This is a genomic window from Candidatus Brocadiia bacterium, assembly GCA_041658285.1.
Taxonomy (GTDB): domain Bacteria; phylum Planctomycetota; class MHYJ01; order JACQXL01; family JACQXL01; genus JBBAAP01.
The window spans coordinates 309,953-334,386 of sequence record JBBAAP010000003.1; the positions used below are offsets into that span (position 1 = coordinate 309,953).

General features: G+C 52.6%; 16 protein-coding genes and 1 pseudogene. 9 read left to right on the forward strand and 8 right to left on the reverse strand.

What is annotated here, in order from left to right:
• Positions 1-35: 35 nt before the first annotated feature.
• Both WC980_05220 and WC980_05225 read right to left on the reverse strand, forming a co-directional pair.
• A complete protein-coding gene (locus WC980_05220) occupies positions 36-635 on the reverse strand; it encodes a TetR/AcrR family transcriptional regulator (protein ID MFA5794452.1) in 600 nt (199 codons plus the stop codon).
• A gap of 258 nt (positions 636-893) precedes the next feature.
• Positions 894-1,868 carry a hypothetical protein gene (locus tag WC980_05225; protein MFA5794453.1) on the reverse strand — a complete coding sequence of 325 codons (975 nt, stop codon included), beginning with the start codon at positions 1,866-1,868 and terminating at the stop codon, positions 894-896.
• Between the two features lie 93 nt (positions 1,869-1,961).
• On the opposite strand from WC980_05225, the gene WC980_05230 reads away from it, so the two are divergent.
• A complete protein-coding gene (locus WC980_05230; protein MFA5794454.1) occupies positions 1,962-2,564 on the forward strand; it encodes a cyclodeaminase/cyclohydrolase family protein in 603 nt (200 codons plus the stop codon).
• A 6-nt stretch (positions 2,565-2,570) separates the two neighbouring features.
• On the forward strand, positions 2,571-3,338 hold the full coding sequence (locus WC980_05235) for a hypothetical protein (GenBank protein MFA5794455.1): 768 nt from the start codon (positions 2,571-2,573) through the stop codon (positions 3,336-3,338).
• Position 3,339: 1 nt separating this feature from the next.
• On the opposite strand, the gene WC980_05240 is transcribed toward WC980_05235, so the two are convergent.
• Positions 3,340-3,732, reverse strand: coding sequence for a tetratricopeptide repeat protein (locus tag WC980_05240; GenBank protein MFA5794456.1), 393 nt, complete (start codon positions 3,730-3,732; stop codon positions 3,340-3,342).
• 125 nt (positions 3,733-3,857) lie between these two features.
• The gene (locus WC980_05245; GenBank protein MFA5794457.1) at positions 3,858-6,056 is read right to left on the reverse strand and encodes a carboxypeptidase regulatory-like domain-containing protein; all 2,199 of its coding nucleotides are present in this window, start codon (positions 6,054-6,056) and stop codon (positions 3,858-3,860) included.
• 280 nt (positions 6,057-6,336) lie between these two features.
• Here WC980_05245 and WC980_05250 point away from each other — a divergent pair, with 280 nt between their 5' ends.
• The 6 genes and pseudogenes from WC980_05250 to WC980_05275 all read left to right on the forward strand — a co-directional run bounded on the left by WC980_05250 (position 6,337) and on the right by WC980_05275 (position 11,533).
• Positions 6,337-6,783, forward strand: a complete 447-nt coding sequence (locus WC980_05250; GenBank protein ID MFA5794458.1) for a MarR family transcriptional regulator — start codon at positions 6,337-6,339, stop codon at positions 6,781-6,783.
• A complete protein-coding gene (locus WC980_05255; protein ID MFA5794459.1) occupies positions 6,776-7,600 on the forward strand; it encodes an efflux RND transporter periplasmic adaptor subunit in 825 nt (274 codons plus the stop codon). Before WC980_05250 ends, WC980_05255 begins: the two co-directional genes overlap by 8 nt.
• 2 nt (positions 7,601-7,602) lie before the next feature.
• Positions 7,603-8,253, forward strand: a pseudogene (locus WC980_05260) (ABC transporter ATP-binding protein).
• Positions 8,254-8,320: 67 nt separating this feature from the next.
• Entirely contained in the window at positions 8,321-9,292 is a 972-nt protein-coding gene (locus tag WC980_05265; protein ID MFA5794460.1) for an ABC transporter ATP-binding protein, read from the forward strand.
• A complete protein-coding gene (locus WC980_05270) occupies positions 9,273-10,403 on the forward strand; it encodes an ABC transporter permease (GenBank protein MFA5794461.1) in 1,131 nt (376 codons plus the stop codon). The genes WC980_05265 and WC980_05270 overlap by 20 nt, the downstream gene beginning before the upstream one ends.
• 2 nt (positions 10,404-10,405) lie before the next feature.
• The gene (locus tag WC980_05275; protein MFA5794462.1) at positions 10,406-11,533 is read left to right on the forward strand and encodes an ABC transporter permease; all 1,128 of its coding nucleotides are present in this window, start codon (positions 10,406-10,408) and stop codon (positions 11,531-11,533) included.
• Between the two features lie 29 nt (positions 11,534-11,562).
• On the opposite strand, the gene WC980_05280 is transcribed toward WC980_05275, so the two are convergent.
• Positions 11,563-12,090, reverse strand: a complete 528-nt coding sequence (locus WC980_05280; protein ID MFA5794463.1) for a hypothetical protein — start codon at positions 12,088-12,090, stop codon at positions 11,563-11,565.
• A 202-nt stretch (positions 12,091-12,292) separates the two neighbouring features.
• On the opposite strand from WC980_05280, the gene WC980_05285 reads away from it, so the two are divergent.
• Positions 12,293-12,601 (forward strand): DUF4234 domain-containing protein, encoded by a 309-nt coding sequence (locus WC980_05285; protein MFA5794464.1) that lies wholly within the window; start codon positions 12,293-12,295, stop codon positions 12,599-12,601.
• A 615-nt stretch (positions 12,602-13,216) separates the two neighbouring features.
• On the opposite strand, the gene WC980_05290 is transcribed toward WC980_05285, so the two are convergent.
• From WC980_05290 to WC980_05300, 3 genes are all read right to left on the reverse strand, one after another.
• Entirely contained in the window at positions 13,217-20,437 is a 7,221-nt protein-coding gene (locus tag WC980_05290; protein MFA5794465.1) for a fibronectin type III domain-containing protein, read from the reverse strand.
• Between the two features lie 247 nt (positions 20,438-20,684).
• Positions 20,685-21,440, reverse strand: coding sequence for a hypothetical protein (locus tag WC980_05295; protein ID MFA5794466.1), 756 nt, complete (start codon positions 21,438-21,440; stop codon positions 20,685-20,687).
• Position 21,441: 1 nt separating this feature from the next.
• Entirely contained in the window at positions 21,442-24,336 is a 2,895-nt protein-coding gene (locus WC980_05300) for a bifunctional serine/threonine-protein kinase/formylglycine-generating enzyme family protein (GenBank protein MFA5794467.1), read from the reverse strand.
• Positions 24,337-24,434: the final 98 nt, after the last annotated feature.

A 24,434-nucleotide genomic window follows, 5' to 3' on the forward strand; every position in this document is an offset into this window, starting at 1 on the left:
ACTATAGTTGGCATTATTCTTCACAGACCGCTAGACTATAAAAGTAGGTTATTAATAAAAACTTCTTCCAAATACTTACCTTTTTCCAGGAAAGACTTTTTGCTCACGCCCAGAAAAGTGGTAAAAAGTATTCCATAGAAAATATCCGTCAGAAGGTTAGCTATGGCTCGAGGCGGTATCTTTTTAATCAGTCCCAAGTCAACGCACTGCTGCACTAATTTCTCGGTGCCCCTGAACCCCCGGGCATAATGCTTGAGGTATATTTTTTTGGACTGGATTTTATATTCGCTCCGGTAATGGATGAATATTTCAAGCAGGTGTATGTTATTCCCGAAAAACTCCATATGACTGCGGATAACGGCTTTTAGCTTGTCGATCGGGTTTGTGATAGAGCCAATTTTACTGGCCATCTGGCCGGCCAGTTTTTTCATCATCTGTTCCATTACTGCGGTAAAGAGTTTTTGTTTGGTGGGGAAGTAGCGGTAGATGGTGCCCTTGCCCACGCCGAGCCGGTCGGCGATGACTTCGACGTCAGTCAGGTGATAGCCGGTTTTAGCGAAGATTTCGGCGGCCGCATCCAGTATGTCCGCCTGGCGGCGCACCTTGATTTCTTTCGACCGCAGTTTTCTCTTCACGGGTTTTCTGTCCCTTTATTTTGCTATAATAAATAGACGGACTCGTAAGTCCGCCTAAATAATACAGGAATAAAAGAATATGTCAAGTTTTTTGTGCCGGATATTGGAATAACCGGGCTGGGCAGCCGTGCACGGGGATGAGGGTATTCTTGAGGATTCATGGCTTGATAGAGGCGATATCGGTTTGTTTGATGATACAAAACCTGACAAAACCGTCAGCCACGCCGTTAACGACAATAGTATTATCTTTCAGTGACGCTAAAAATTGTAGAAGACACCCCAGGACAATCCTTTAAAATTGGTGGATAGCTTTTCCCAGCTGCCGGCCCAGGCTGTGCCCTTCTGGTCCTGGCCTTTGGTCCAGAGCCGCAGGTATTGCGAACCCGCCTGGATGGACAGGTTACGGGCAGGTTTGTAAGAAATGAGTATGGTATAACTCAGTCCGTCTCCGGTCGCGATTATTTCTTCGGCCCGTTCACTGCCCGGCGGCCGCTGAGGATATCTTAGCCCGTTGTAAGAAGCGCCCAGCGTTGGCATATAGCCGAAGGACATATCCAGGCTGAGCCTTTTGCTTATTTTGGAAAATCCTTTAAAACCGATTTCATTGCCGGAGTAAACCAGACTGTACTTTTCCCACTTCTCAGACCAGGAGATATTGACCGGGTTGTAGGAGGATATGGTCACGGTTGGGTCGTAATAGTTAGCCGATTGTTTCAGATAAAAATAACCCAGGGTGAAATATATGACCGGCCGGTTATCCGGATGAAGCGATTCCGGACCGGTCAGCCGGTAGCCGACTTTAAAATCATGAATGATATTATGCCCCCGGCTGGTTGAATAAGAAAGGTCGGATATCATCCCGTTGGTATCCCAGTCGGTATCGCGGACTGTATCTTCCTTGATAGCGCCTTGGCCCAGGGAGTAGGACATATAAAAAGGCGCGTCATCTTTAGTGCTGATAAACTGGGCTGACCAGACCAGGAAGTTTGTGTCCACCGGGTGGGTAAGCTCCCATCGGTTAGATGTGGCGGCCGGGCCGCCCAGCATTTTGAAGTTACCTTTGGTGTCCCATTGCTGAAGCGACAGGTCCAACGTAAAATCGTCCAGCACCGACGATCGGCTGGATATTATTTTATCGCCGGCCGCGCCCAGCAGAACAGATTGCCCCGCCAAGCACAAGGCCAGGCAGGCAATGAATAATGTAAGATGCCGGGATGTTGGGATAATAATCATATTTCAGTAGCCAGAATAGTTTTATCGGCCCGGTTTGTCAATAATAACCCAAAAATCCTTGACCCTGTTATATTAAAAGGTAAAAATACAACCATGAGTTACCGAAATATAACATTAGAGCGATACCTGAAGATGATATCCGAGCCGACGGCCGTGCCCGGAGGCGGCAGCGTATCGGCTTATGCCGGGGCTTTAGGTTCATCATTGGCCGCTATGGCCGTGGCTATTACCTGCCGTAAGATGAAGGAAAAAGGTAAATTCCGGCTCTGTTCCGAAAGCCGCAGTATATTTAATGCCAACTGGCGCAAGCTCCTGAAGTTGGCTGAGGAAGACAGCAAGTCATACGAATTGGTGCTCAAGGCTTATAAAATACCCCATTATAAACTTGACCGGCGGCACCGGATAAATCTGGCGTTGGTCAAGGCGGCCGAGGTGCCGGCCCGGACTATGGACCTGTGCATCCAGAACCTTTTTCAGATTAACCGGATAAAGCATCTTTGCCCGGCGCAGATACTCAGTGACATCAACATCGGATTTATGCTCACCCGAAATGCGTTGCGCGGCGCCCGGCTCAATGTCTTGGTAAACCTGGAATCAATCAAGGATGAGAAAATGGCGGCGGCCCTGCAGAAACGGTTGGAATACCTTGACAAGGCGGCCGAAGAAGTATTATCTAAACTCGAAAATTGGGTGTAGAATATAATGGTTTGGGACACTTCAATAGCCAAAACAAGCAAGAAATGCAATGCCTGTCAGAAAGAGTTCATTGCTGACGAGACGTATTTCTCTTCACTTGCCATGGCTTCGCCGGCCAGCGCGGTAACGGCGTCCGTTCGGGCAGAACCTGCCGCGGATACGACGCCGGCAAACCAGGTTATACCGACACCGGACGAGTTGCCACAAGCAGTAACATCCAAAAAAGTGAAACCCAGGCCAAAAGTGTTGGTTAATGATGAACAGGAACGGTTCACGCGCAGGGATTTCTGCAGCGCCTGCTGGGAACAGTCCGGCGCCAAGCAGCCGGACGTGTTTTCTTTCTGGCAGATGAAGCAGGTGGTCAAGGAACAGCCCAAGACGCCTAAAGAGATACTTCTCAACTTTTACGACAATATGGTTAACCCTCAACCCTTGTCTGCGTCCGGTTCGCCCGCACAGTCAGGCCAGGAAACGATGGCGGCTTCAGCCGCAGTTGCTATGCCGGTGTTTGACCCGGTACTCAAGTCCCGGGTGGTTTACCTATTCTCACTGATACTTATCAGAAAACGCCTGCTCAAGCTCAAGCAGACCGCTGTGCGTGAAAACCAGCGTTGGTTGGTGCTGGAAAGAACCATTGAAAACCCCAAGGCTGCGCTCGACCCCAAAGCCGTTCCAATCATAAAGACATACGAAGTACCCGATATTGATATTCCTCCGGAAGAACTCATTTCATTAAGAGACGAATTCAGCCGGCTGTTTGAGTTTAAGATTTGAATCAGCTTGGTTTGGAAGAAAGCTTCTTGGCGATTTCCTGGAATCTGAGGTCGTTTCTGATGCTGTTAAAATCCGGGTCTTTTAACATATGTTCCAGATTATTATAACCTAACAGGATGGCCATCTCCAGCTCGTTGAAGGCTTTATCGGGCTGGTTCATCAGGGCGAACGAGCAGGCCAGGTTGTAATGGCAGACCGAATCCTCGGGTATCAGGGTTACCAGGCGTTTGTCGATTTCCAGGGCTTTTTCCAGCTGGGACATCCGGGTATAAAGAGAGCCTAATGCCGACAAGGCCGGGATGTTATTGGGATTGCCCCGGACGGCCGACTCGTAAAGCCGCAGTTCGAAATCCTGAAAACCGGTGTCATCTTTTTTCTTCATATTAAGCATCATAATGGATACTATATCGGACAGGCTTGTCAATATATTTAATATTTAGGGCGCCGGAGACAGCGTAGATAAAAAACCGCCCTGCGATTCTATGTCGCAGGGCGGCTTAAGGTTTAGGGTCTATTTGTTTACTTAGCGGGCAGATTCCGTATCAATTCGACGTCATTACCCGTATTAGGCATACCCAGGCGTTTAACGTTAACCGGGTCGCTCTCATAGGTCATGGAGTTAACCGGCGTAATGGTACTGTCGCTTAATTCAAATACCGTCCATAGCGTTCCAGCCAGATTGGGCACATTATAGGTGGCTATCAGGCCGCTTCCGCGGTAGACCTTCACCTGGGCGCCTGAGGCTCCCAATGCACTGCTAGTGTTTGATGATTTGTTAGAGTAGTCATGGATAGAATACCTGTATACGCCGCTACGCTGGACGTAGATGGTGATAGTTTCCGGGCCATAGCTAACCATGTCATCAATATCTAGGTTAACATAAGGCTCAGCTGAGCTGCTACCCTTGGAGTTGTAATATACATGCGGTCTGGTTGTAATATCGGTGGTAACCGGCACTGTCATATGGCTGTCCAGGTCGGACGGCGTCGCGCCCCAGGTCAGGACAATCCTGGTCTGGCCGGCCGGCAGGACCGGGGTAATCGTGGCGTTTTGGTCGGGATTGGTCGCATTGCCGATGCAGACCGCAGTGAAGAACATGGTGGCGTAATCGGTTAACGAAGCCTCAACGGTATAGTTGCCGGCGGGCAGGTTAGCCGCGGTATAAGCGCCGCCCGAGGTCGTGGTGGCGGTCATGACCACGGTGCCGGTAGCCGCATTGATCCCGGATCTGAATGAAAGCGACACGTTGCCGATGCCTATGCCGGTAAATGCGTCTTTGATAACGCCGGTAACAGTTCCAGGCGTGGTGTTTATCAGGGTCAACGAGACCGTTTCAAGGGTGGTGGTGATATCGCCCGTGACAGTAACGTTGGAGATGGCCCCGGTATTGTAGCCGGAATATATGATATTGACGTTATAGGTGCCTGTGGCCATAGAGGCGGTATAGGTGCCGTTAGTATCCGTGGTGTAAGTCCCGGCCAAGGTGTTGGCCAGCGTCCAGAACTCAACGGTTACGCCAGACATGGCCAGTCCGGTTGCAGCGCTTTTGACCACGCCGGTTGCCGTGCCGACGATAATGGCCGAACCGCTGGGCAGAATTGTGGTGGTTTCAGGTCCGTAGCTGGAGGTATCATCGACATCCAGTTCGGTATAGGGCGAGGCAGTCAAATTGCCTATGGCTGAGAAATAGACGTGGAACATATCATAATTGGAGGATACGCCGCCGATATCATAGGAGACGCTTGCATAAGTCATGGTATTAATCGGCGTGATGGTATCTTCGGTCATCTCAAATACGGTCCAGAGCGTTCCGGCCTGGTTAGGCACGTTGTAGGTGGCTACCAGGAGATTGCCGCGATAGACCTTTACCTGGGCCGAAGATGCGGCCATGGCACTGCTTGTGGTTAATGAGCCGTTAGAATAGTCATGGACAAAGAATTTATAGGTGCTGTTAGCCGTGGCCGATACCGGGCCGGTGGTATGGCTGTCCAGGTCTAAGGGCTGTTCGCCCCAGGTCAGGACAATCCTGGTCTGGCCTGATGACAGTACCGGTGTCATCGAAGAATTCTGGTTGGTATTGGTCTGCCCGTCGCCCAGGCAGGTGGCCGTGAAGAACAGCGCGGTGTAACTGTTAAGGAATGCCTCAACGGTGTAATTTCCGGCGGTCAGAGAGGCGGAATAAGTGCCGTCCGAAGCCGTGGTGGCTGTTCCTGAGACGGTGCCGGTATTTGCGCCGATTCCATACCGGAATAAAAGCGTTGCGCCGCTCAGTCCCAGGCCGGTATAGGCGTCGGTGATTATGCCGGTAACGGTGCCGGTAACAAATGTCGGCGTTGGGACTTGCTCAACCGGTTCAACCGTGGTATTTATGTTGTTTTGGACGGTTAGCCCGGAAATGATGTCATTGATATAGCCGGTGGCCAGAACCCGGATGGTGTATGTGCCGGCCGGCAGGTTGGCCGTATAAGCGCCGTTGATATCGGTTATAAAAGTTCCGACCAAAACATTATTCTGGTTGTAGAAATTAATGGTCACGTTGGCCATGCCCGTTCCGGATACGGTCCTGATAACGCCGTTGACAGTGCCGGTAACGACGACGCTGCTGCCGGTATTATTGTCGCTGGAGCTTGTCGTCCCGCAAAGTCCGCCATAGCCCAAGAAAACGACGCTGAACAGCAGGGTGCTAACCAACAATTTACCTAACAATGTCTTGGTCATATCCTCTTCCTCCTTTTTGGGCAGGTATTCATCGATGAATAACCGCCGCTATTTAATAATAATTACTTGTATTACTTGTATATGTCTAACATAAAAAAGCCGTTCTGTCAAGTTGTTTATTTCGCAGCATCGTGTTTTGTCCCAGGGAGGATCATCGGACGGGCCGGCCGATATATTTAATATTTAGGATATCATTTCTAGCCCGTTTTAAGGCTCCGGTTTTTCTTGACAAATTAGTTCATATATATTAAATATTAATACATTATATAAGGAGCCCGTTATGCCAAACAGCAAGGTCAAAGAGACCAGCATTTTCATGTCGGAACTGATCCCCCGGATCATCAAAGGCGCGCAAATAGAGTTTCTGGCGTCCCAGAAAATCACACACCTGCAATTCCTGACCCTGGTAGCCCTGTCCTGTTACCAGGACTGCAAGATGTCGCAGTTGGCCCGGACCATGAAGATGTCCTATCCGCAGGCTACCGGCATCGTTGACCGGCTTATTAAGACCGGGTTGGTCAGCCGGACCAGTCTGGACAATGACCGGCGGGTGGTGCTTATCAGGCTGGCGCCCAAAGGCGCCGCCTTTATCAGGCAGTTTAAAATCATGCTCCAGCTCAGGTGGCAGCGGATTTTCAGCGCCATGCCCGATCCGGAAATCACCGCGCTCTTGAAATCACTGAAAAACATAGCCGCCAGAATCGAGGAGGTCGAGCAGGATGAATAAGAAACTGATTATCGTCATTGTCGTCATCACCGGGTTGGTTGCCCTGCTGGCCAGCATCTTCGGGCGGAAACAGAACGGCAACACCGTTTTCATCTCCGGCACGATCGAAGCCACCGAAACCCGGATGGCCTTCCAGGTCGGCGGCAAAATCAAGGAACTGCTCAAGAACGAAGGCGATACCGCCCGGGCCGGTGAGTTGGTGGCCCAGCTAAACAAGGAAGAGTTTCTCAGCTTAAAGAGCCAGGCCGAATCTGCCTTGCAGGAGGCCCAGCTCAACAGCGACCGCCTTAAGGCCGACTACGAGCGTGCCGAGCGGCTGATTCAGTCCGGCGGCTTCACGGTTCAGCAGCGCGACACGCTCAAAGCCAACTACCAGATGTCGCAGGCGCGCCTGGCCACGCTCCAGTCCGGGTTGGACCTAGCCGTTTTGAAGCTGGGTTACACCGATCTGGTCGCGCCCATCGATGGATTCATCACCGTCAAAAGCGCCCAGATAGGCGAAATCGTCCAGCCCGGCTCGGCCGTCTATACCATCAGCGATTTGCGCAACCTCTGGGTCACCGGTTACATTAAGGAAACAGACCTGGGCCGGGTCAAGCTCAACCAAAAGGCCCGGATCAAGACCGATTCCTATCCGGACAAGTCATACGACGGCTACGTGTCTTTCATTTCGCCCGAATCGGAATTCACGCCCAAGCAGATTCAGACCCGCGAAGAAAGAATCAACCGGGTTTACCGGGTAAAAATATCCGTGGACAACGCCGGCCAGGAACTCAAATCCGGCATGCCGGCCGACGTCTATCTGGCCATCGAATAACCATGATAACCATCAAAGCCAAGGGCTTGACCAAGCGGTTTGGGGCCGTGGCAGCCGTCGATAACCTGAATCTTACCGTTGAAGAAGGTGAAATCTTCGGGCTGGTCGGACCGGACGGCGCCGGCAAAACCACCACCATGCGCCTGCTCTGCGGCATACTCGAGCCGACCAGCGGCGACGCCTGGGTGGCCGGCTATCATATCGCCAAGGATGCCGAGGCGCTCAAGGAAAACATCGCCTATATGCCCCAGCGTTTCGGGCTCTACGAAGACCTGACCGTCATGGAAAACATCAACTTCTACGCCGACATCTACGGCCTGCCCCAGGCCGAACGGGCGCCTCAGATCGACCGGCTGTTGGCCTTCACCAATCTGGGCGAATTCCGGCAACGGCTGGCCCGCAACCTCTCCGGCGGCATGAAACAGAAACTGGGCCTGGCCTGCGCCCTGATCCATAAGCCGCGCGTGCTTTTCCTGGACGAGCCGACCAACGGCGTCGACCCGGTTTCCCGGCGCGATTTCTGGCAGATCCTCTACCGCTTGCTCAAGGATAAGGTGACCATCTTCTTTTCCACCGCTTATCTGGACGAGGCCGAACGCTGTAAAAGAATCGGGCTGATGCACAAGGGCAAACTGCTCAGGTACGACGCGCCGGCCGATATCAAGGCCCAGGCCAAGGCCGACTCGCTCGAAGCCGCCTTTATTTCCATCATAAACCAATATGAAAAATGACATCATCAACGCCGTCGAGGTAACCGGGCTGGAAAAGAAGTTCGGCAGGTTCACGGCCGTCAACCGCATTTCTTTCAGCGTCAAGCCGGGCGAAATCTTCGGCTTCCTCGGCCCCAACGGCGCCGGCAAGACCACCGCCATCCGTATGCTCTGCGGCATCCTTGCCCCCACTTCCGGAACCGGGCGGGTGGGCGGCTACGACATCGCCAGCCAGCCCGACCTGATCAAGCAGAATATCGGCTATATGTCCCAGCGCTTTTCGCTCTACGACGACCTGACCGTCGAGGAGAACATCAATTTCTACAGCGGCATCTACCGCGTGCCGGCCGAAAAGAAATCTGCCCGCAAAGAATGGGTGCTCCGGATGGCCGGGCTGGAGCAATTACGGGCAAGCCGGACGTCCATCCTGGCCGGCGGCTGGAAACAGCGCCTGGCCCTGGGCTGCGCCATCATCCACGAACCGAAGATACTCTTCCTGGACGAACCCACGGCCGGGGTTGACCCGATTGCCCGACAGATGTTTTGGAAACTGATAAAAGAAATGTCCAACAGCGGCGTGACCGTATTCGTCACCACCCATTACATGGACGAAGCAGAGAACTGCGACCGGCTGGCCCTGATTTACGACGGCAACATCATCGCTACCGGCACGCCCAACCGGCTAAAAACGGAATTGATGAAAGAATCGGTGCTGGCCGTCAGTCTGGACCGGCCGGAGGAATGGATCGAGCCGTTCAACCGGCTCAAGTCCGTAAAAGAGACGGCCCTGTTCGGCACCGTCCTGCACGCCATCGTTGACGACGAACCGGTTGCCACGGCCGCGATAAAAGAGCTGATGGCCAAAGAACCGGGCCTTGATTACCGAATAAAACGGATTGAGCCCTCGCTGGAGGATGTTTTCGTCTCGTTGATAAAATCATCAGCCAAACTAAAGGTGCCTAATGAACCTGACCAGGATTAAAGCCATTGCCCGCAAGGAATTCATTCAGGTCTGGCGCGACCCGCGCAGTCTGGGTCTGGCCATCGCACTGCCCATGGTCATGCTGGTGCTGTTCGGTTACGCGCTTACGCTCGACGTCGATAACGTGCCCATGGTCGTCTGGGACCAGGACCAGTCGCCGGCCTCGCAGGAATATATCCTCAATTTCAGTCAGTCGCCCTACTTTAAGATAATCGGTTATTCCGACAACTACAACGACCTGTACCGGCATATCGACCGGAACCGGGCAATTATGGCGCTGGTGATTCCGCCCGATTTCGCCGGCCAACTGGCTTCCGACCGGGCTGCGCCGGTGCAGTTATTGGTTGACGGCAGCGATTCCAACACGGCCACCATCGCGCTGGGGTATGCCAGCGCGGTCACGGCCCTGCATAATCGGAAATTGGTTACCGACCGGCTGGCCGGCCTGGGCGTCAAGAGCATCCTGCCGGTGGATATGCGCAGCCGGGTCTGGTTCAACCAGGACCTCAAGAGCCGTAACTTCATCATACCCGGCTTGATTGCGGTTATCATGATGGTCATTGCCGCGCTGTTGACCTCGCTGACCGTGGCCCGGGAATGGGAGCGCGGCACTATGGAACAGCTCATCTCCACGCCCATCAAGCCGCGCGAGCTGGTCATCGGCAAGATTATTCCATATTTCGCCATCGGCCTGGTTGACGTGCTGATTGCCGTGTTGATGGGCGAGTTCATATTCGACGTGCCCCTGAACGGCAGCGTCATACTTCTTTTTGCCTTGAGCAGCCTGTTCCTGGTCGGCGTGCTGGGTTTAGGCATACTCATCTCCATCGTCACCAAAAAGCAGCTGCTGGCCAGCCAGCTGGCGCTGGTCTCGACCTTCCTGCCGGCATTCCTGTTGTCCGGGTTCGTATTCAGCATCGCCAATATGCCCACGGTCATCCGGGCCGTCACCTACGTCATCCCGGCCCGTTATTTCGTGACCATACTCAAGGGTATTTATTTGAAGGGCATCGGGCTGGAAGTCCTGGGCATTGAGGCGCTGTTGCTGTGCCTGTTCACATTAGCGGTCCTGAACCTGGCCGTGATGATGTTCAGAAAGCGGGTGGTATAGATATGTTCGAGCGGATAAAACAGATAGTCATCAAGGAATTCATCCAGATGTTCCGCGACCCGCGCATGCGCATGATTATATTCGTCCCGCCCATCATCCAGATGATAATCTTCGGATATGCTGTCTCGACCGACGTCAAGAACATTCCCACGGCGGTTTACGATCTGGACAACAGCGCGGCCAGCCGCGAGCTGGCCGGCCGGTTTGTCAATTCGCCTTACTTCAAGCTGGTTAAGCGCGTGTCCACCGACCGCGAGGCCGAGCAGCTCGTCAACGATTCCCGGGTCAGCGCCGTGCTCCGCTTCAATCCAGGGTTTGAACGCGATCTGAGCGCCCGGCGCACCGCCCAACTGCAGCTGATACTCGACGGCACCGACTCCAACACCGCCGCCGTGATAATGACCTACGCCAGCCGGATAGTCGAGGCCTACTCGACTAACATTCTTAAAGACCGTGCGGCCATCCTGCTCTCGACCGGCCAATTACCGGGAATAGACCTGCGCAGCCGGGTGCTCTTCAACGAGGACCTGGTCTCGCGCAACTTCTTCATCCCAGGCGTCATCGCCCTGATTGTCACCATCATCACCCTGCTGTTGACCTCGATGGCCATTGTCCGGGAGAAAGAGATGGGCACCATCGAACAGCTGATAGTCAGCCCGATAGCGCCGTGGGAATTGATTATGGGTAAGTTATTACCCTTTGCCGTCATCGGGCTGGCCGACGTGGTCCTGGTGGCCGTGGTCGGCGTCTTCTGGTTCGACGTGCCCATCCGGGGCAACCCGCTGGTTCTTTTCAGTTCGGTCATCCTTTATCTTTTGACCACGCTGGGCATCGGGCTGTTCATTTCCACCATCGCCTCAACCCAGCAGGAGGCAATGATGACCACCTTCCTGCTCATCTTTCCGGCCCTTCTGCTTTCCGGGTTCGTTTTTCCCATCCAGAATATGCCCCAGGGTATTCAGTATCTGACCTATCTTAATCCCTTAAGATACTTCCTGGTAATCATCAGGGGGGTATTCCTCAAAGGAACGGGTTTGGGCGTGCTCTGGCCGCAGATGCTGGCGCTGTTGATTATCGGCGTGGCCATCATCAGCTTCAGCACCCTGCGCTTCCGCAAGAGAGTATCTTAATGTAAGCAGGTTGAAAAGACCGGCCGCGGTTATTTGTCCTTTTTCTTATGGCCGGGTGAGTCGTCTTTGTCCTTGTCACGGCCCTTATCTTTTTCCCTGTCCCTGTCATTATCCCGGTCATTGTCCTTGCGCGGGCCGGGGGCTGTTTGCCGGCGGTCGGGCGGGCGGTTCCTGGGATGATGCTCATTGCGCCGGAGCTGGCCGGGCGGGGTTTTGAGGTGTCCGGGCGGGATTCTGGTCATCATCACCGGCAACCGGGCCGGTTCGACATAGACCCAGGGACCGTTGAATGAAGAGCCGATGAACCAGTAGCCGCCCCAATAATAATACCACGAGTCGGTATAAAAAAACAGGTTATAGCCGTCGCGGGCGTAATACACCCCGGCCATCGAAGGCATCAGCACCATACCCGGCGCCAGCTGGAACGGCGGCGGGATGAACTCCGGATATATTTCCACCGTGCCCTGATAATGCGGGTCTTCGGTAACCACCACGCAACCGCAGGCCAGCAGGCAAACCGCCAGGGTTCCCAGCAAACATAACGATATCTTGGCCATAAAAATCCTTTCTTATAAGATTTCAACGCGGTAATTACTTATTGGATAACAATCCGGATATTATCAGAAAAACATTATCCGGTCAAGAAAACAAACGGTTGCCCGGCCGGGCACTATTCTGTATATTCCCTTGACCACGTTAGAGATAAATGCTATCAAGTATTTTAGAGTAACTGTTTAATCGAAAAAAAGGAGGCGGAAAATGGTAAAGCACAGAAACGTGGTTTTGGTATATATATTTTCAATAATAACCTTCGGGATTTATTATCTTTATTGGGTGGTTTCGACCAAGAATGAAATAAACAGGCTGGGCGCGAAAATACCCACCGCCTGGCTGATAATAGTCCCGATAGCGAACATTTATTGGGCCTATAAATATTGCGAGGGTTTCGCCCAGAACGTCAAGAAAGACAATAACGCCTTGCTTTGGTTCATCCTGTATATCATAGTCAGTATAGTTATGCCGGCCATAATCCAATCAGAGCTGAATAAACTGGCCAAACCGGCATAGGCGGTTTTCCGGCAGGCGTTGTTTCCGCACCCATGCCATGCTCCCGGGCCAAGGGATGTAATTGAGTATGGTATTCTTGGAATTTCTATTTTTCTCAAATACCGCTATAGTATAAGACAAGTCGGCCTCTAGTATATGGCAAGTCGGCATCTAGTATATGACAAGTCGGCCTTTAGTATATGACAAGTCGGCGTCTAGTATATGACAAGTCGGCATCTAGTATATGACAAGTCGGCATCTAGTATATGGCAAGTCGGCATCTAGTATATGACAAGTCGGCCTTTAGTATATGACAAGTCGGCCTCTAGTATATGACAAGTCGGCGTCTAGTATATGACAAGTCGGCCTCTAGTATATGACAAGTCGGCCTCTGGTATATGACAACTCGGCCTTTAGTATATGACAAGTCGGCCTGGATTACTATACAGGGTAGGTTACAATATATTAAGGAGGGTGGGGGGGCTACTCCTGTGGATAACTTTTAGGCTAAATTACCTAAAAAACCGCATTAAATCTGCTTTTTATGTCATTTCTGGTGATAAAGAGGGGTTATTTTTTGATAGAACCAAAGGAAAAAATGATCCCAATGTTCCGAAACATCTGACCGCCCATTAGTTACTTAATCTTGGTGGGCGTGTTTTTATTGTCGGTGTTGTTTAGACCGAGTTGATAGGAGTTGTTATAACCCCAGCCCCAGAGCGAGTTGTTTCTCTTTACGCCCAAGGAATGAAAAGAACCGGCCCCAATCTTGGACCAGTCTGTATCCGAGCCTACTAACCTGGGGTTATTCCAATTGGCCCAATCTATACCCTGACCTAACTGCCCATAGGAACCAGCGCCCCAGGCATATATAGTTCCGTTGGTTTTGACGGCCATAGTATGGTTATTACCGGCAACTGCGCTGACCCAATCAGTAGCCAGCGTTACTTCCTGTACAAGGTAATTTGTATTGGTGTTATTACCTGTGCCCAGCTGTCCATAGTCGGAGTTATATCCAGTAGACCATAGTTTTCCCTGGCCGTCCGTAATCACGGTATGTTGGTATCCGGCGCTGACGGATATAATTCCACTTCTAATGGGTTGGGGATCCGGATGATTATGATCAGTAAGATCTCCTGTCCCTAATGCGCCATAATAATTATATCCGAATGTATAGAGGATTCCGGCGGCAACGCAGGCCGAATGATAAGTTCCGGCGCTGATAAGCGTAACGGTGCCTAAACTTGTAACATAGGTGGGCACAGTCCTGTTGGTGTAATCGCCTATGCCCAGGCCGAGCTGGCCCATAGCATTATAACCCCAAGACCAAAGTTGGCCGCCGTTGGTAACGGCTAATGAATGGTAGTTCCCGGCGCTGACAGAGGCCCAATTGGTGTTTAAGCCTACCTGGGTGGGCGAATATTTGTTGGTACCGCTGCCGCTGGTGCCCTGCCCGAGCTGGCCGTACCAGTTATCGCCCCATGACCAGAGAGTGCCGTTGGTCTTAACGCCTAAGCTATAATAATCCCCGCAATCAACGAATGACCAGTCTGTGCCGGTAGAGATTTGGGTAGGCGTGTACTTGTAGGATGTGTCGCCATGGCCTAATTGGCCGTCATAGCCGTATCCCCATGACCAGAGCGTGCCATCGCTCTTGAGACCTATGGTATGGCCGTATCCGCCGGAAACCATCAGCCACTGGAGATAGACCTTAGTCGGCCAGAAGCGGTTTTTTGTGTCACCGTGGCCGAGCTGGCCGTATTGGTTCCAGCCCCAGGAATAAAGCGTGCCGTCCGAGCGGATGGTAAAGCTGTGGTCGCGCCCGGCGGCCAGTTGCGCTCCGAGAGTGGTAGTAATAGCCAGGAATTTCCATGTGTAGGAAACTGATTCGCCAAGGCCGAGCTGGCCGGACGCATTGTCTCCGGCTGCATAGATGGTACCTAAGCTGTTGCGGGCAAGGGTATGATAATATCCGCCGGCGACGGCGACCCAGCTGGTAGCCGAAACGTATCTGCAAGGATAGTTTCGATTATTCGTATCATTGAGGCCGAGCTGGCCATTGAGATTCCAACCCCAGACCCATAATTGTCCGGAGATAATGCCTACGGTATGGAAAGAGCCGGCTTTGACCACACTCCAACCGGACGTGGTCAGCGCCACCGGAGAATTACGCAGGGCATAATCGCCGTGTCCTAATTGGCCATAACCATTATAACCCCAGGTATAGGTATTGGTATCGCTGTTGGACGCTATTGAGTGATATATGCCGGCTGAAATATAGGACCAGGCTGTTCCTACTGCGGTAACGACGGTTGGGATGAGAATAGAACTTCCGCCGGTGTATCCAAAGCCCAATTGTCCGTAGTTGTTCCAGCCCCAGGTCAGGAGGGTGCCATTGGTTTTGAGCGCCATGGCGTGATAGCCTCCGGCTGCCACCTTGCTCCAATCAGTGTCGGAACCCACCTGGGTTGGAACAAGCCTGTTGGTGCCGTTGCCGCTGTCGCCCTGGCCGAGCTGGCCATTCCAGTTATAGCCCCAGGTCCAGAGGGTACCGTTGGTCTTGACGGCCATACTAAATCCGTTACCGGCGCTGACCTGAGACCAATCCTTATCGGCGCCGACTTGGACCGGACCCCAGCGTGGGTTGGAATCGCCCAGACCGAGCTGGCCGCTAGAATTGTCGCCCCAGGCCCAGAGCGAGCCGTCGTTCTTGATTGCAATATTGTGCTGGATACCGGCCGCTACCGATTGCCACTTGGTCATGTCGGCAACTATTTTTACGGTGTCTTTGCAGGCGATATCGAACCAACTGGTGCCGGTAAAGAAGAGATTTAGCGGTATTACAGCGGTATCGGTTATGAGTGTTACATCCGCCGAATAATATTGGGTTCCATTTGCGTTGAAATAGCGATTGTATGTGCCGTTGACTACATTGGTGGTGATGTCATCGTTGTATTCGTTATAGTAGGTTATAGTCCACTGGGCGTTACCGCTGGTGCCGGCAAAGGTGAAATAGTCGTCAAGGTTGCTTTCATTTTTTATCTGGAAGTAATATTTGACGGTGTTGCCTGAATCAACGGAGTCGTTCAGGGTCTGGCTCAGGCCGGTATAATTAAAAATATTGTCGCCGAGGTAGGATATGTTGTCTTCGCTTACGGCCAGGTCAGGCTGGAATAAAGCGGTGGTGAAGTAATATGTGTTGGTTGACCAGGCGCTTTCGCCGCTGATATTGACGGCTTTGACGCGGCAGTAGTAGACGGTATTGGAATTGAGCGATGGCGTAATGGAAAAGTAATTAGTGGCGATGCCGCTGAAATCGCGGACGATATAGGCGAAACCGGTATCGGTGGCCACCTGGAGCTTATAACTGGTGGCGGACCAAACAGAATTCCAATAAAGATATGTGTCCAGGGAAACATTGATAGCGCTGCTGGATGGGGAATAAATATTCGTAGGTTCGGGCACCGGCAGCCAGGTGGTGTCGCTGGCCGTATTGGAATAGTTACTGTAACCGACGCTGTTGACGGCCCGGACCTTGAAGTAATAAAGCGTGTTATAATATGCGGAGGTTAAGGAATAGGTGATCGCATTTGCCGGGGCCGTAGGCAGGGAGTAGAAATAGCTGTTATCTGTGCTGTATAGAATATCGAAAATATCCTCATTATTGGAATTATCGGTCCAGCTGAAGTTAATCCGCGATGAGGAAACGGCCGTAACGCTCAGGGCGCTGGGCGCCGCGTTGGGAACGTCGGTGGTGGTAAAGCTCCGGGGCGTGGCCGGCCAGTCGGTGTCGCCGCTTTGGTTGCGAGCGCTGACGCGCCAGTAATAGGCGGTCGACTGGATGAGGCTGTAAATATTTTGAGAATTACTGTAGACGTACTGATTATCATAGACCATATTGCCGGCGGAAAAGATACTGTCTTTAGCCACCTGGAGGTGGTAAGACTGGGCGTAAGTGACGGCGCTCCAGCTGATGGTCGGGTTGATGCTGATATTTATGGCGGCATCGGCCGGCAGGTCCGGAGTGGGCATGGCCGGGAGCGGCGGCCAGGTGGTGGCGCTGGTCGAGGAGGAACGAACGCTTTCACCGGCCGAGTTGTAAGCTGTGAATTTGTAATAATAAGTGGTGTAGGATGTCAATCCCGTGTCGACAAAGCTGGTGTATGTCGAGGTGGCCACCGGTATGAAGCTGACCCCGTCCGTGCAGCGGTAAACATAGTATCCTTCCGCGGCGCTGCCGTTATAGGACCAGTACAGATTAATCTGGTTGGTGGCGGAGGCGGATGCGTTGGGCCCGGTAGGCACCGATGGTGCCGAGACGGTTTTAAAACTGTAAGCGGATGACCAGGGGCCGGTGCCGCTGACGTTGGTGGCGTTGACGCGCCAGTAATAGACGGTGTTCTGGTTGGCCAGGGCCGTGGTCAGGGTGTAGGTAGTATTAGTGATGCCGCCGGTATCAGCGACTATGGCCGAGAATTCGGAATTGGATGAGACCTGCAGTCGGTAGGAACTGACCGTGCCGGACTGGCTCCAGATGAACGTCGGTTTGAGCGAGATGTTTTCCGCGGCGTTATAAGGCGTATTGGGCGAAGGCGCGCTGGGCACCGGCGGCCAGGTCTTGGCCGAGGCCGAGTTGGACTCCGGACTGTCACCGGCGGCATTATACGAGTTGATGATAAAGTAATGAGTGGTGTCGGAATTAAGCCCGCTGACCGTGTACGAGGTGGTATTGGCCGAGGCCTCGCCGCCGTAGTAAGAGAACGGGGAGATGCCGGTGTTGTTGTAGTATATCTTAAATCCGTCTTCGTTGGTGGAGTTGTCGCTCCACTGGAGCGTAATCTGGGCGGCCGATATGGCCGTGGCGGTCAGGTCGGAAGGAATGATTGGAGGGGTGTCGGCCGGGGGCGCGGTGGTGCCGTTGGCTTCAGTCGACCAGGCGCTGTAACCGTAGGCGTTATATGCCTGGACCCGGTAATAATATTCGGTGTTAGAATTAAGGCCGGAGTTGTGATAAATGGTGGTATTCTGGGCGAGCGAGGAAGCGATGGTGGAATAGGTGCCGCCTACGCCCTGCTTGCGCTGGACCCTGAACCCGTTTTCGTTATCGGAGTTGTCGGTCCAGGACAGGTCTATCTGGGCCGAGGAAACGCCGACTGCGGCCAGGCCGGACGGAGCCACCGGCGCGGTGGGAGCCGGGGCCGGTGTGACCACGCTCTTTTCGGTGCAATAAGAACTGTTGCCGGCCACGCTGAACGACTGGAGCCGGTAATAATATGTGGTAGTGGCGGACAGACCGGTAGTGTCGGAATAAATAACGATGTTGGGCATAAGAGTGGCGATGCGCGCATAGGTGCCGCCCGCCACTTTGCGTTCGATATAGAATCCTTCCTCGTCGGTGGAGGCGTCGGTCCAGGACAGGTTGACCTTGGCCGAGGAAACGGCCGTGGCCGACAGCCCGGTCGGCGCGTTGGGCGGTATGGTCGGAATGGCAAAGGTGGTGGCCGAAACGCTTGAGGAATAATTGCTGTTACCGCTGAGGTTAAACGCCTTTATCCGGTAGTAATAGGTGGTCGAGGCGGTCAGGCTGCTGTTGACGTAGATGGTGGTATTGGGCGGCGCTAGGTAGAGACTGGACCAGGTGGCGCCATCGGGACTGCTTTCGATTTCGAAGCCGGTCTCGTTGGTGGAGGTATCCTGCCAGGCCAGCCGGATTTGCGAATAGGACAATGCCGTAGCCGTGAATGATGACGGCGTATTGGGCAGGTCGCTGACGGTCCTGAAGGTCGATGAGTAGGTTCCGGTGATGGCGTTGTCGTAAAGGTCGCGGGCGGCTATGGAAAGGGTCACCGTATGAGTGGTATTGTAAGCCAGCTGGGCCGAGGGCGAGAAGGTGGCCGTATAATTGCCGCTGTTGTATGATACCTGGCCGCCGATATCGCCGGACGAGCCGGTCACCCTGAACGATGAGGTGTTGATGGTCGAGTTGTTCATGGCTTCGCTGAAGGTTATCTGGATGGAGCTGTTAATGGCCACATCCTGGGCGTTATCGGCCGGGCTGACGGCAATGACGGAGGGCGGAGTGAAATCGCCAGTAGTCGGCACGAGGGAAAAATCCTTGGTGTTGAAATTCGTACTTATTGGTGCCATACTGGTCTCAGAGGTGTTATAACCGGTGGCCTTAGCAGTCACGGTAAGCGGCTCTCCATACGGCACGTCGAAGAATAAATAACCGCCGTTGGCATTGGTAGTGGCCAGTACCTCGGCGCCGAATTCGACCATGATGGGCAATTGAATGTCGGTGATGGCCGGGAGCATACCGACCAGAGCAATCTGGAATCCACCGTCAACGCTGACTGTACCGGATGCCAGGGTGACATTGCAGCCGATGCGATAAGCGCCGACATCGACAGTCATACCCTGGCTCTGGGCTTCGGTAACGATGTTGTTGATATTGACGCTGGCGCCGGTGTAAAGGGTCGAGGTATAAGGCACGCTGTTTTTGGTGACCACCCACTGGTAAGCCGAAGGGTTGACGCCGGTTGAGGGGATGACCGTGAAGGTGTCGTCGGAGATATCGCTGGTGGTGCCGCGGTTGTCATAGGAGAGCGTCTTGATGGCCGGCGAGCGTTTGTAGCTGACTTGGACGCCGTTCAGCGCGGTGCCGTTGATGCTGTCGGTAACCAAGCCGCCCAGAATAGCCACCTGATCTATGGTCCTGAGGGTGAAATCGATATTTTCCTTGATGTCGCCGGTCTTGAGCGAGATGAACTGGTTATTGGGCAGATATCCGTTGAGATAAGCCGTGACCGGGATAAGGGTGTTATCGGTGGCGTTGACGACGGTCAACGGGCCGAGGTTATAATTGCCGCTGATGTCGGTGGTGGCGGCGGCGCCGTAGCCGACCACCAGTATTTTTTCCAGGGCCGCGCCGGATATATCGGAGACTTTGCCTCTGACATAGGCGTAATTGGTCAAGCTGGTATTGGCGAATTTGACCACGTAACACCAGGGATAACAGCCGGATATCTTGGCCGGCGAGCTGGTTTTGGGTCCGAGATAGCCGGCCCAGAGCCCGGCGCTGATGTATTCGCCGTCGCCGGACGCTTCGACCCATTGGCCGCTGATGTATTCCATCAGCTTGATGGTGGCGCCGGTCAGGTTTTCCGGCCGCATTGAAGACGGCAGTATGGTATAAGCATCGGCCTTATTGCCGCCGTTGAATTGGTAAACCGAACCGCTGGATAGGTTGGCGCCGGCCAGTGGCAGGACGCCGGCCGGGAAGTTGCCGGGCAGGTCGCTGACGGTGATATAGGGCGTCAGTTCCATTTCCGTGTCTGCGGTGACCGCGCCGGCCGGAACAGTCACCTGGCATCTGGGATAAGTGGTTTCGCTGAAGGTATTGATTGCGCCGCCGCCGGCGGAGATGAATACGTGGTTAGTATTGCGTTTGGTGATGGAACGGGAAAGGTTAGCTGCAACTGAGGTGTTAACCGTAAAGTCGTTCGAGGTGTAGCCGTTTTTTGAAGCGGTCATTTGGCCGATGCCTTCGGGTACGCCGGTGATGGAGAAACTGCCGTCCGAGGCGGTGGTGGCATTGTAAGTGGTGCCGTCTTTGACGAAGGTTATCTGGACGCCGCCGCTGGGGGCGATTTTGACCGAGCCGTAAATGGTTTCGTAGATGATGCCGGTGACGGTCTTAAGCCCGCCGCTGCTGCCGGTCGGCGAGTCGCTACCGCCGCTGCTGCCGCTGCCGCTCATGGCGATGGGCAGGGTCCAGAAAAGGATGCAGCCTGAAATCAGAGGGAAAAGCAGGCACAGAATAATCCAGATGCTTAGGCGCGGAATCTTATTATTCATTTTTAGACGCTCTCCTTGAATTATTTATATTAATCACAATATAGCCTTCTTCCTGAAAAATGTCAACTAAATTCTGGGATATAATGTAAGCAAAAAGCGTACCAGCCAAATAGCCGTAAAATACGCTTTAAATTTGGGTATAAATGGTTTTTAGGCAAGAATTATGCGGCGCTGTTACTTTAGGGTGATTTATATGTGAAGATGTTACTTTTGGGTAATGCCGGAAAGACCGTCCGGGATCTGATTATTAAGAGGATAATTTCTGGAGCAGTTCTTTTTTGGTTTGCTCGGCCAGCTTTATCAGGAAGTAGGATGACGCTTTCTGGTTGACCAGTTCCTGGATGTTATTCCAGTTTATGGAACAGAGCTGGGGCGGCAGGATTAGTATCAGCGGGCTGAAACCGCGTTCCAGGAAACTGAGACTGCCTTCGACCTTAAAAGTGGTGGTGTAAGAAGTCAGGGGCAGGGCGAATTCCTCGGAGGTGGCCAGGTCCAGGAACGATGTTTCGGCGGTTATTTCCACTCCGTACATCTGGTCGTGTGTCCAGAAGCAGGGGATAGTGCCGAAGAACCAGAGTACGGTATTGCCCAGGGTGGCGTCGCTTCCGCCGATATAATAGATGCGGTATTTTTTTACGGTCAGGCTCATAATCAGGGTTGCTTCTTTGGCCCGGGCTTCGGCGATGAGTTCTTTTTTGGTCTTAACCGTGGCCGGGATTTTTTCCAGCTTGTCGAACACCATATAAGACCGGAATGTTTCCATCAACTGGGTGGTCAGCAGTTCCGGCTCGAGCATTACGAATTTTTCGTCCTTGACCGGTTGGTCCGGGGCCGGGTCGATATGAATCGGAGCCAGCACGACATTCTGGTTCAGTCCGGATATTTTCTTGACGTCCTGGACATAGGTGTCATTTACGTCAAGCGTCCGGGTTATTTCCATCGGCCCGGCGCAGCCGGCTGAAATAATCAATAACAGCAACAAGGCAAGGTAATAATGTTTCATTTTATTTAAGATCCTTTACGCACCTGAAACCAATGTAATTAGACCAGAAGTTAACCGGTTCGACAGGTTGTTTGCGCGAGGAGATGCCGCCTTTTTTACGGGTGGTGATTTTGGTATCCTCGCCTTTACTTATCCACGAACCGCCCCGGACGACCCTGTATATGCCGGTTTCCGGGCCGCGCGGGTCTTTTGCCGCGCTCCGGGAGTAGTAATTTTCGTCGTAGAAATCATAACACCATTCAGCCACGTTGCCGATAATGTCAAAACAGCCGGAGAGGCTTTTGTCCATTGGGTAACTGCCGGTTTTTCCCGGCTGGCCGGCGTTATTTTCCACGGTATTGGATTTTTGGGCGGACCATTCGCTGCCCCAGGGATATTTAAGGGTTGAATTGCCTCGGGCCATTTTTTCCCACTCGGCCTCGGTGGGCAGTCTTTTACCGGCCCACTGGGCGTAGGCGTTGGCATCGGCCCAGCTGACATGGACCACCGGGTAATCCATAATGGCGTCAATACTCGAGCCCTGGCCGGTCGGCGTCCTCCAGGAAGCGCCCTTGACATCCGGTTCCAGAACGCCGTCGATAAACGCCCAGGCTTTACCGGTTTTTTCCGCGTCGGTTTTGTAATTAGTGGCGTCGACGAATTTCTTGAACTGGGCGTTGGTTACTTCGTAAATATCCGCATAATAAGGGACGGTGGTTACCCGATGGACCGGTCTTTCGCCCGGCGAACCGTCATTGCCGCCCATGGTGAAATCGCCGCCGGTTATCAAAACCATTTCCACCCCGTCTTTGGTGGTTTTAACTTTAAGATAAGCCTTGGAAGCCGGGTCGCGTTCCTTGCCCAACGGTTCGATGCCGCGGAATTTCCACATAGCCAGGTCGACTTTTTCACGGAATGATTCTACCTCCGCATGGTCATCCGAAAGGGTCAGGGCTTTGTCCAGCGATTTTAGGGATTCGTCAAACTGGTTCTGCCCGAAATAGTTCTGGGCATCCAGGAAGGCGGCTTTATAAGCCGCCAGGCGTTGTTTGGCTAATTCGGCTTTGAATTGCTCCAATAACTCTTTTGCTTTGTCCAGGAAACGGCTATTGGGATTGCGGGCTATGAATTCGGATATGATTTTGGTTTTGTCCGTGTAATCTTTGGTCTTTTGGGTTTGTTTTACGGCTTCATCGAAAGCGTCCGCGTCGGCCTGTTCTGCGGCTTTTTTGAGCAGTTCTTCGCCGGGCGTAATGCAATCGCTGTTGGGGTAAAGCCGTTTAAGCTTGGCGGAATATTTGCTCATGTTGTCCAGATATGCGGTGCCTTTTTCCAGCAGAATCAAGCGCATGCCGAAATAAATAGCGCCCGGAGAGATGATGGCATCCTCGCGGTCTATTAATTTTGAAATCTCGTCTTTAGCTTCGGAGAACTTGTTTTCTCCGATCAGCTCGACCACATAATTAAACTTTTTCTGGTCGCTGATAAGAGGGTTGTCAATCGGCGCGATGGGGTCTTTTAAGTAAGCCTGGGCCAAACGGAGTTTTTCCCGGACATCAATGCGCTTATTAATGTCGTCAATCAGTTCTTTGGCTTTGGGGTGGGTTGGCGCCTTTGTCAATACCTGATTGACGATATCCTTTGCGCCTTCCAGGTCATTAGCCTCGATTAATTCAATGGCCTTGTTAAGCAGACCCATTATTTCCTTGGCCAGAGGGTCTTCTTTGGTTTCGGCGGTTTCGATTATTTTATTCGGAACCGGTGGAAGAGCCGCGGACGTGTTTGAGGGAGTAGCTGCATTAGTATTAAACGCTTGATTTAACGGCAAGGACGGGGCCGGTTTTTTGCCGGAAGTCGTTTGCCAGATAACCACGGCTGTGGCTAAAACAACCATCACTCCACCGGTTATGAAAATAACTTTTTTCTTTGATTTCGCCTTGACGACAGACGGGCCGAGCATCGTGGCGTCAAGCGTGGAAACGCTACTTTCAGCGAACTTAAGAGCGGCGCCTTGCTGGAATGCCGTCAGGTCTTCTATTAATTGGGACGGATTAGAGTAGCGCTTATTAGGATCCTTATGGATGCATTTCATTATAATGGCATCCAGATTGGGCGGGATTTCATTATTTAATTGTGATGGCGGCAGGGCCGAATCATAAATATGATGACGAATCATACTTACGGCGCTGTCGCCCTGGAACGGAATCTGTCCGGTGGCCATTTCATACATAACGATGCCGAGTGAATATATATCCGAGCGGACATCTGCCGGATTGCCCATGCCCTGTTCCGGCGATATATATTTGGGCGTGCCGATGACCGTGCCGGCCAAAGTAGCGTCATTATCGCCTTCTTGGGAAACTTTGGCCAGACCGAAATCCATAACCTTGACAATGCCTTCTTTTATGTTGATTCCGGACGTGGGCATATTTTCGACTATGCCCGAAGGTTCGCCCTTGGGGGAAATTATAGCCGAAGACAAAGAAACAATAATATTAGCGGGCTTTATGTCCCGGTGGACGATTTTGGCCGGGCTGTTCCATGCGGCTTTAAGCGCTTGGGCGACCGACAATCCGACATAAGCCAGTTCGTCATGCGTGAATTTGTGTTTTTGTTCAACAAACTTGGACAGGGGCATACCCTGGACAAATTCCATTATAAAAAAATACGAACCTTGATGCTCACCTGCACTATAAACCTGGATGATATGTTCGTTGGCTAATTTGGCCAGGCATTCGGCCTCGCGGCGGAAACGTTTGACGAAATCCGAATCAGCGGTCAGCTCTTTTTTGAGGATTTTGATGGCTACCGGCCGGTTAAGCGAGACTTGTTTGCCCAGGTAAACGTCGCCCCAAGCACCTTTACCGAGGAATTTACTCTTGTCAAACTCGAAATCACCGCTTAATATATCAGGCATAAAAGCAAGATGGTATAATGCTTGTTTTATTATGTCAACAAAATTAGAAGGCAGTTTAAGCTACCGATGGGCACTAGAAGGGTAAATACCTTGAATTA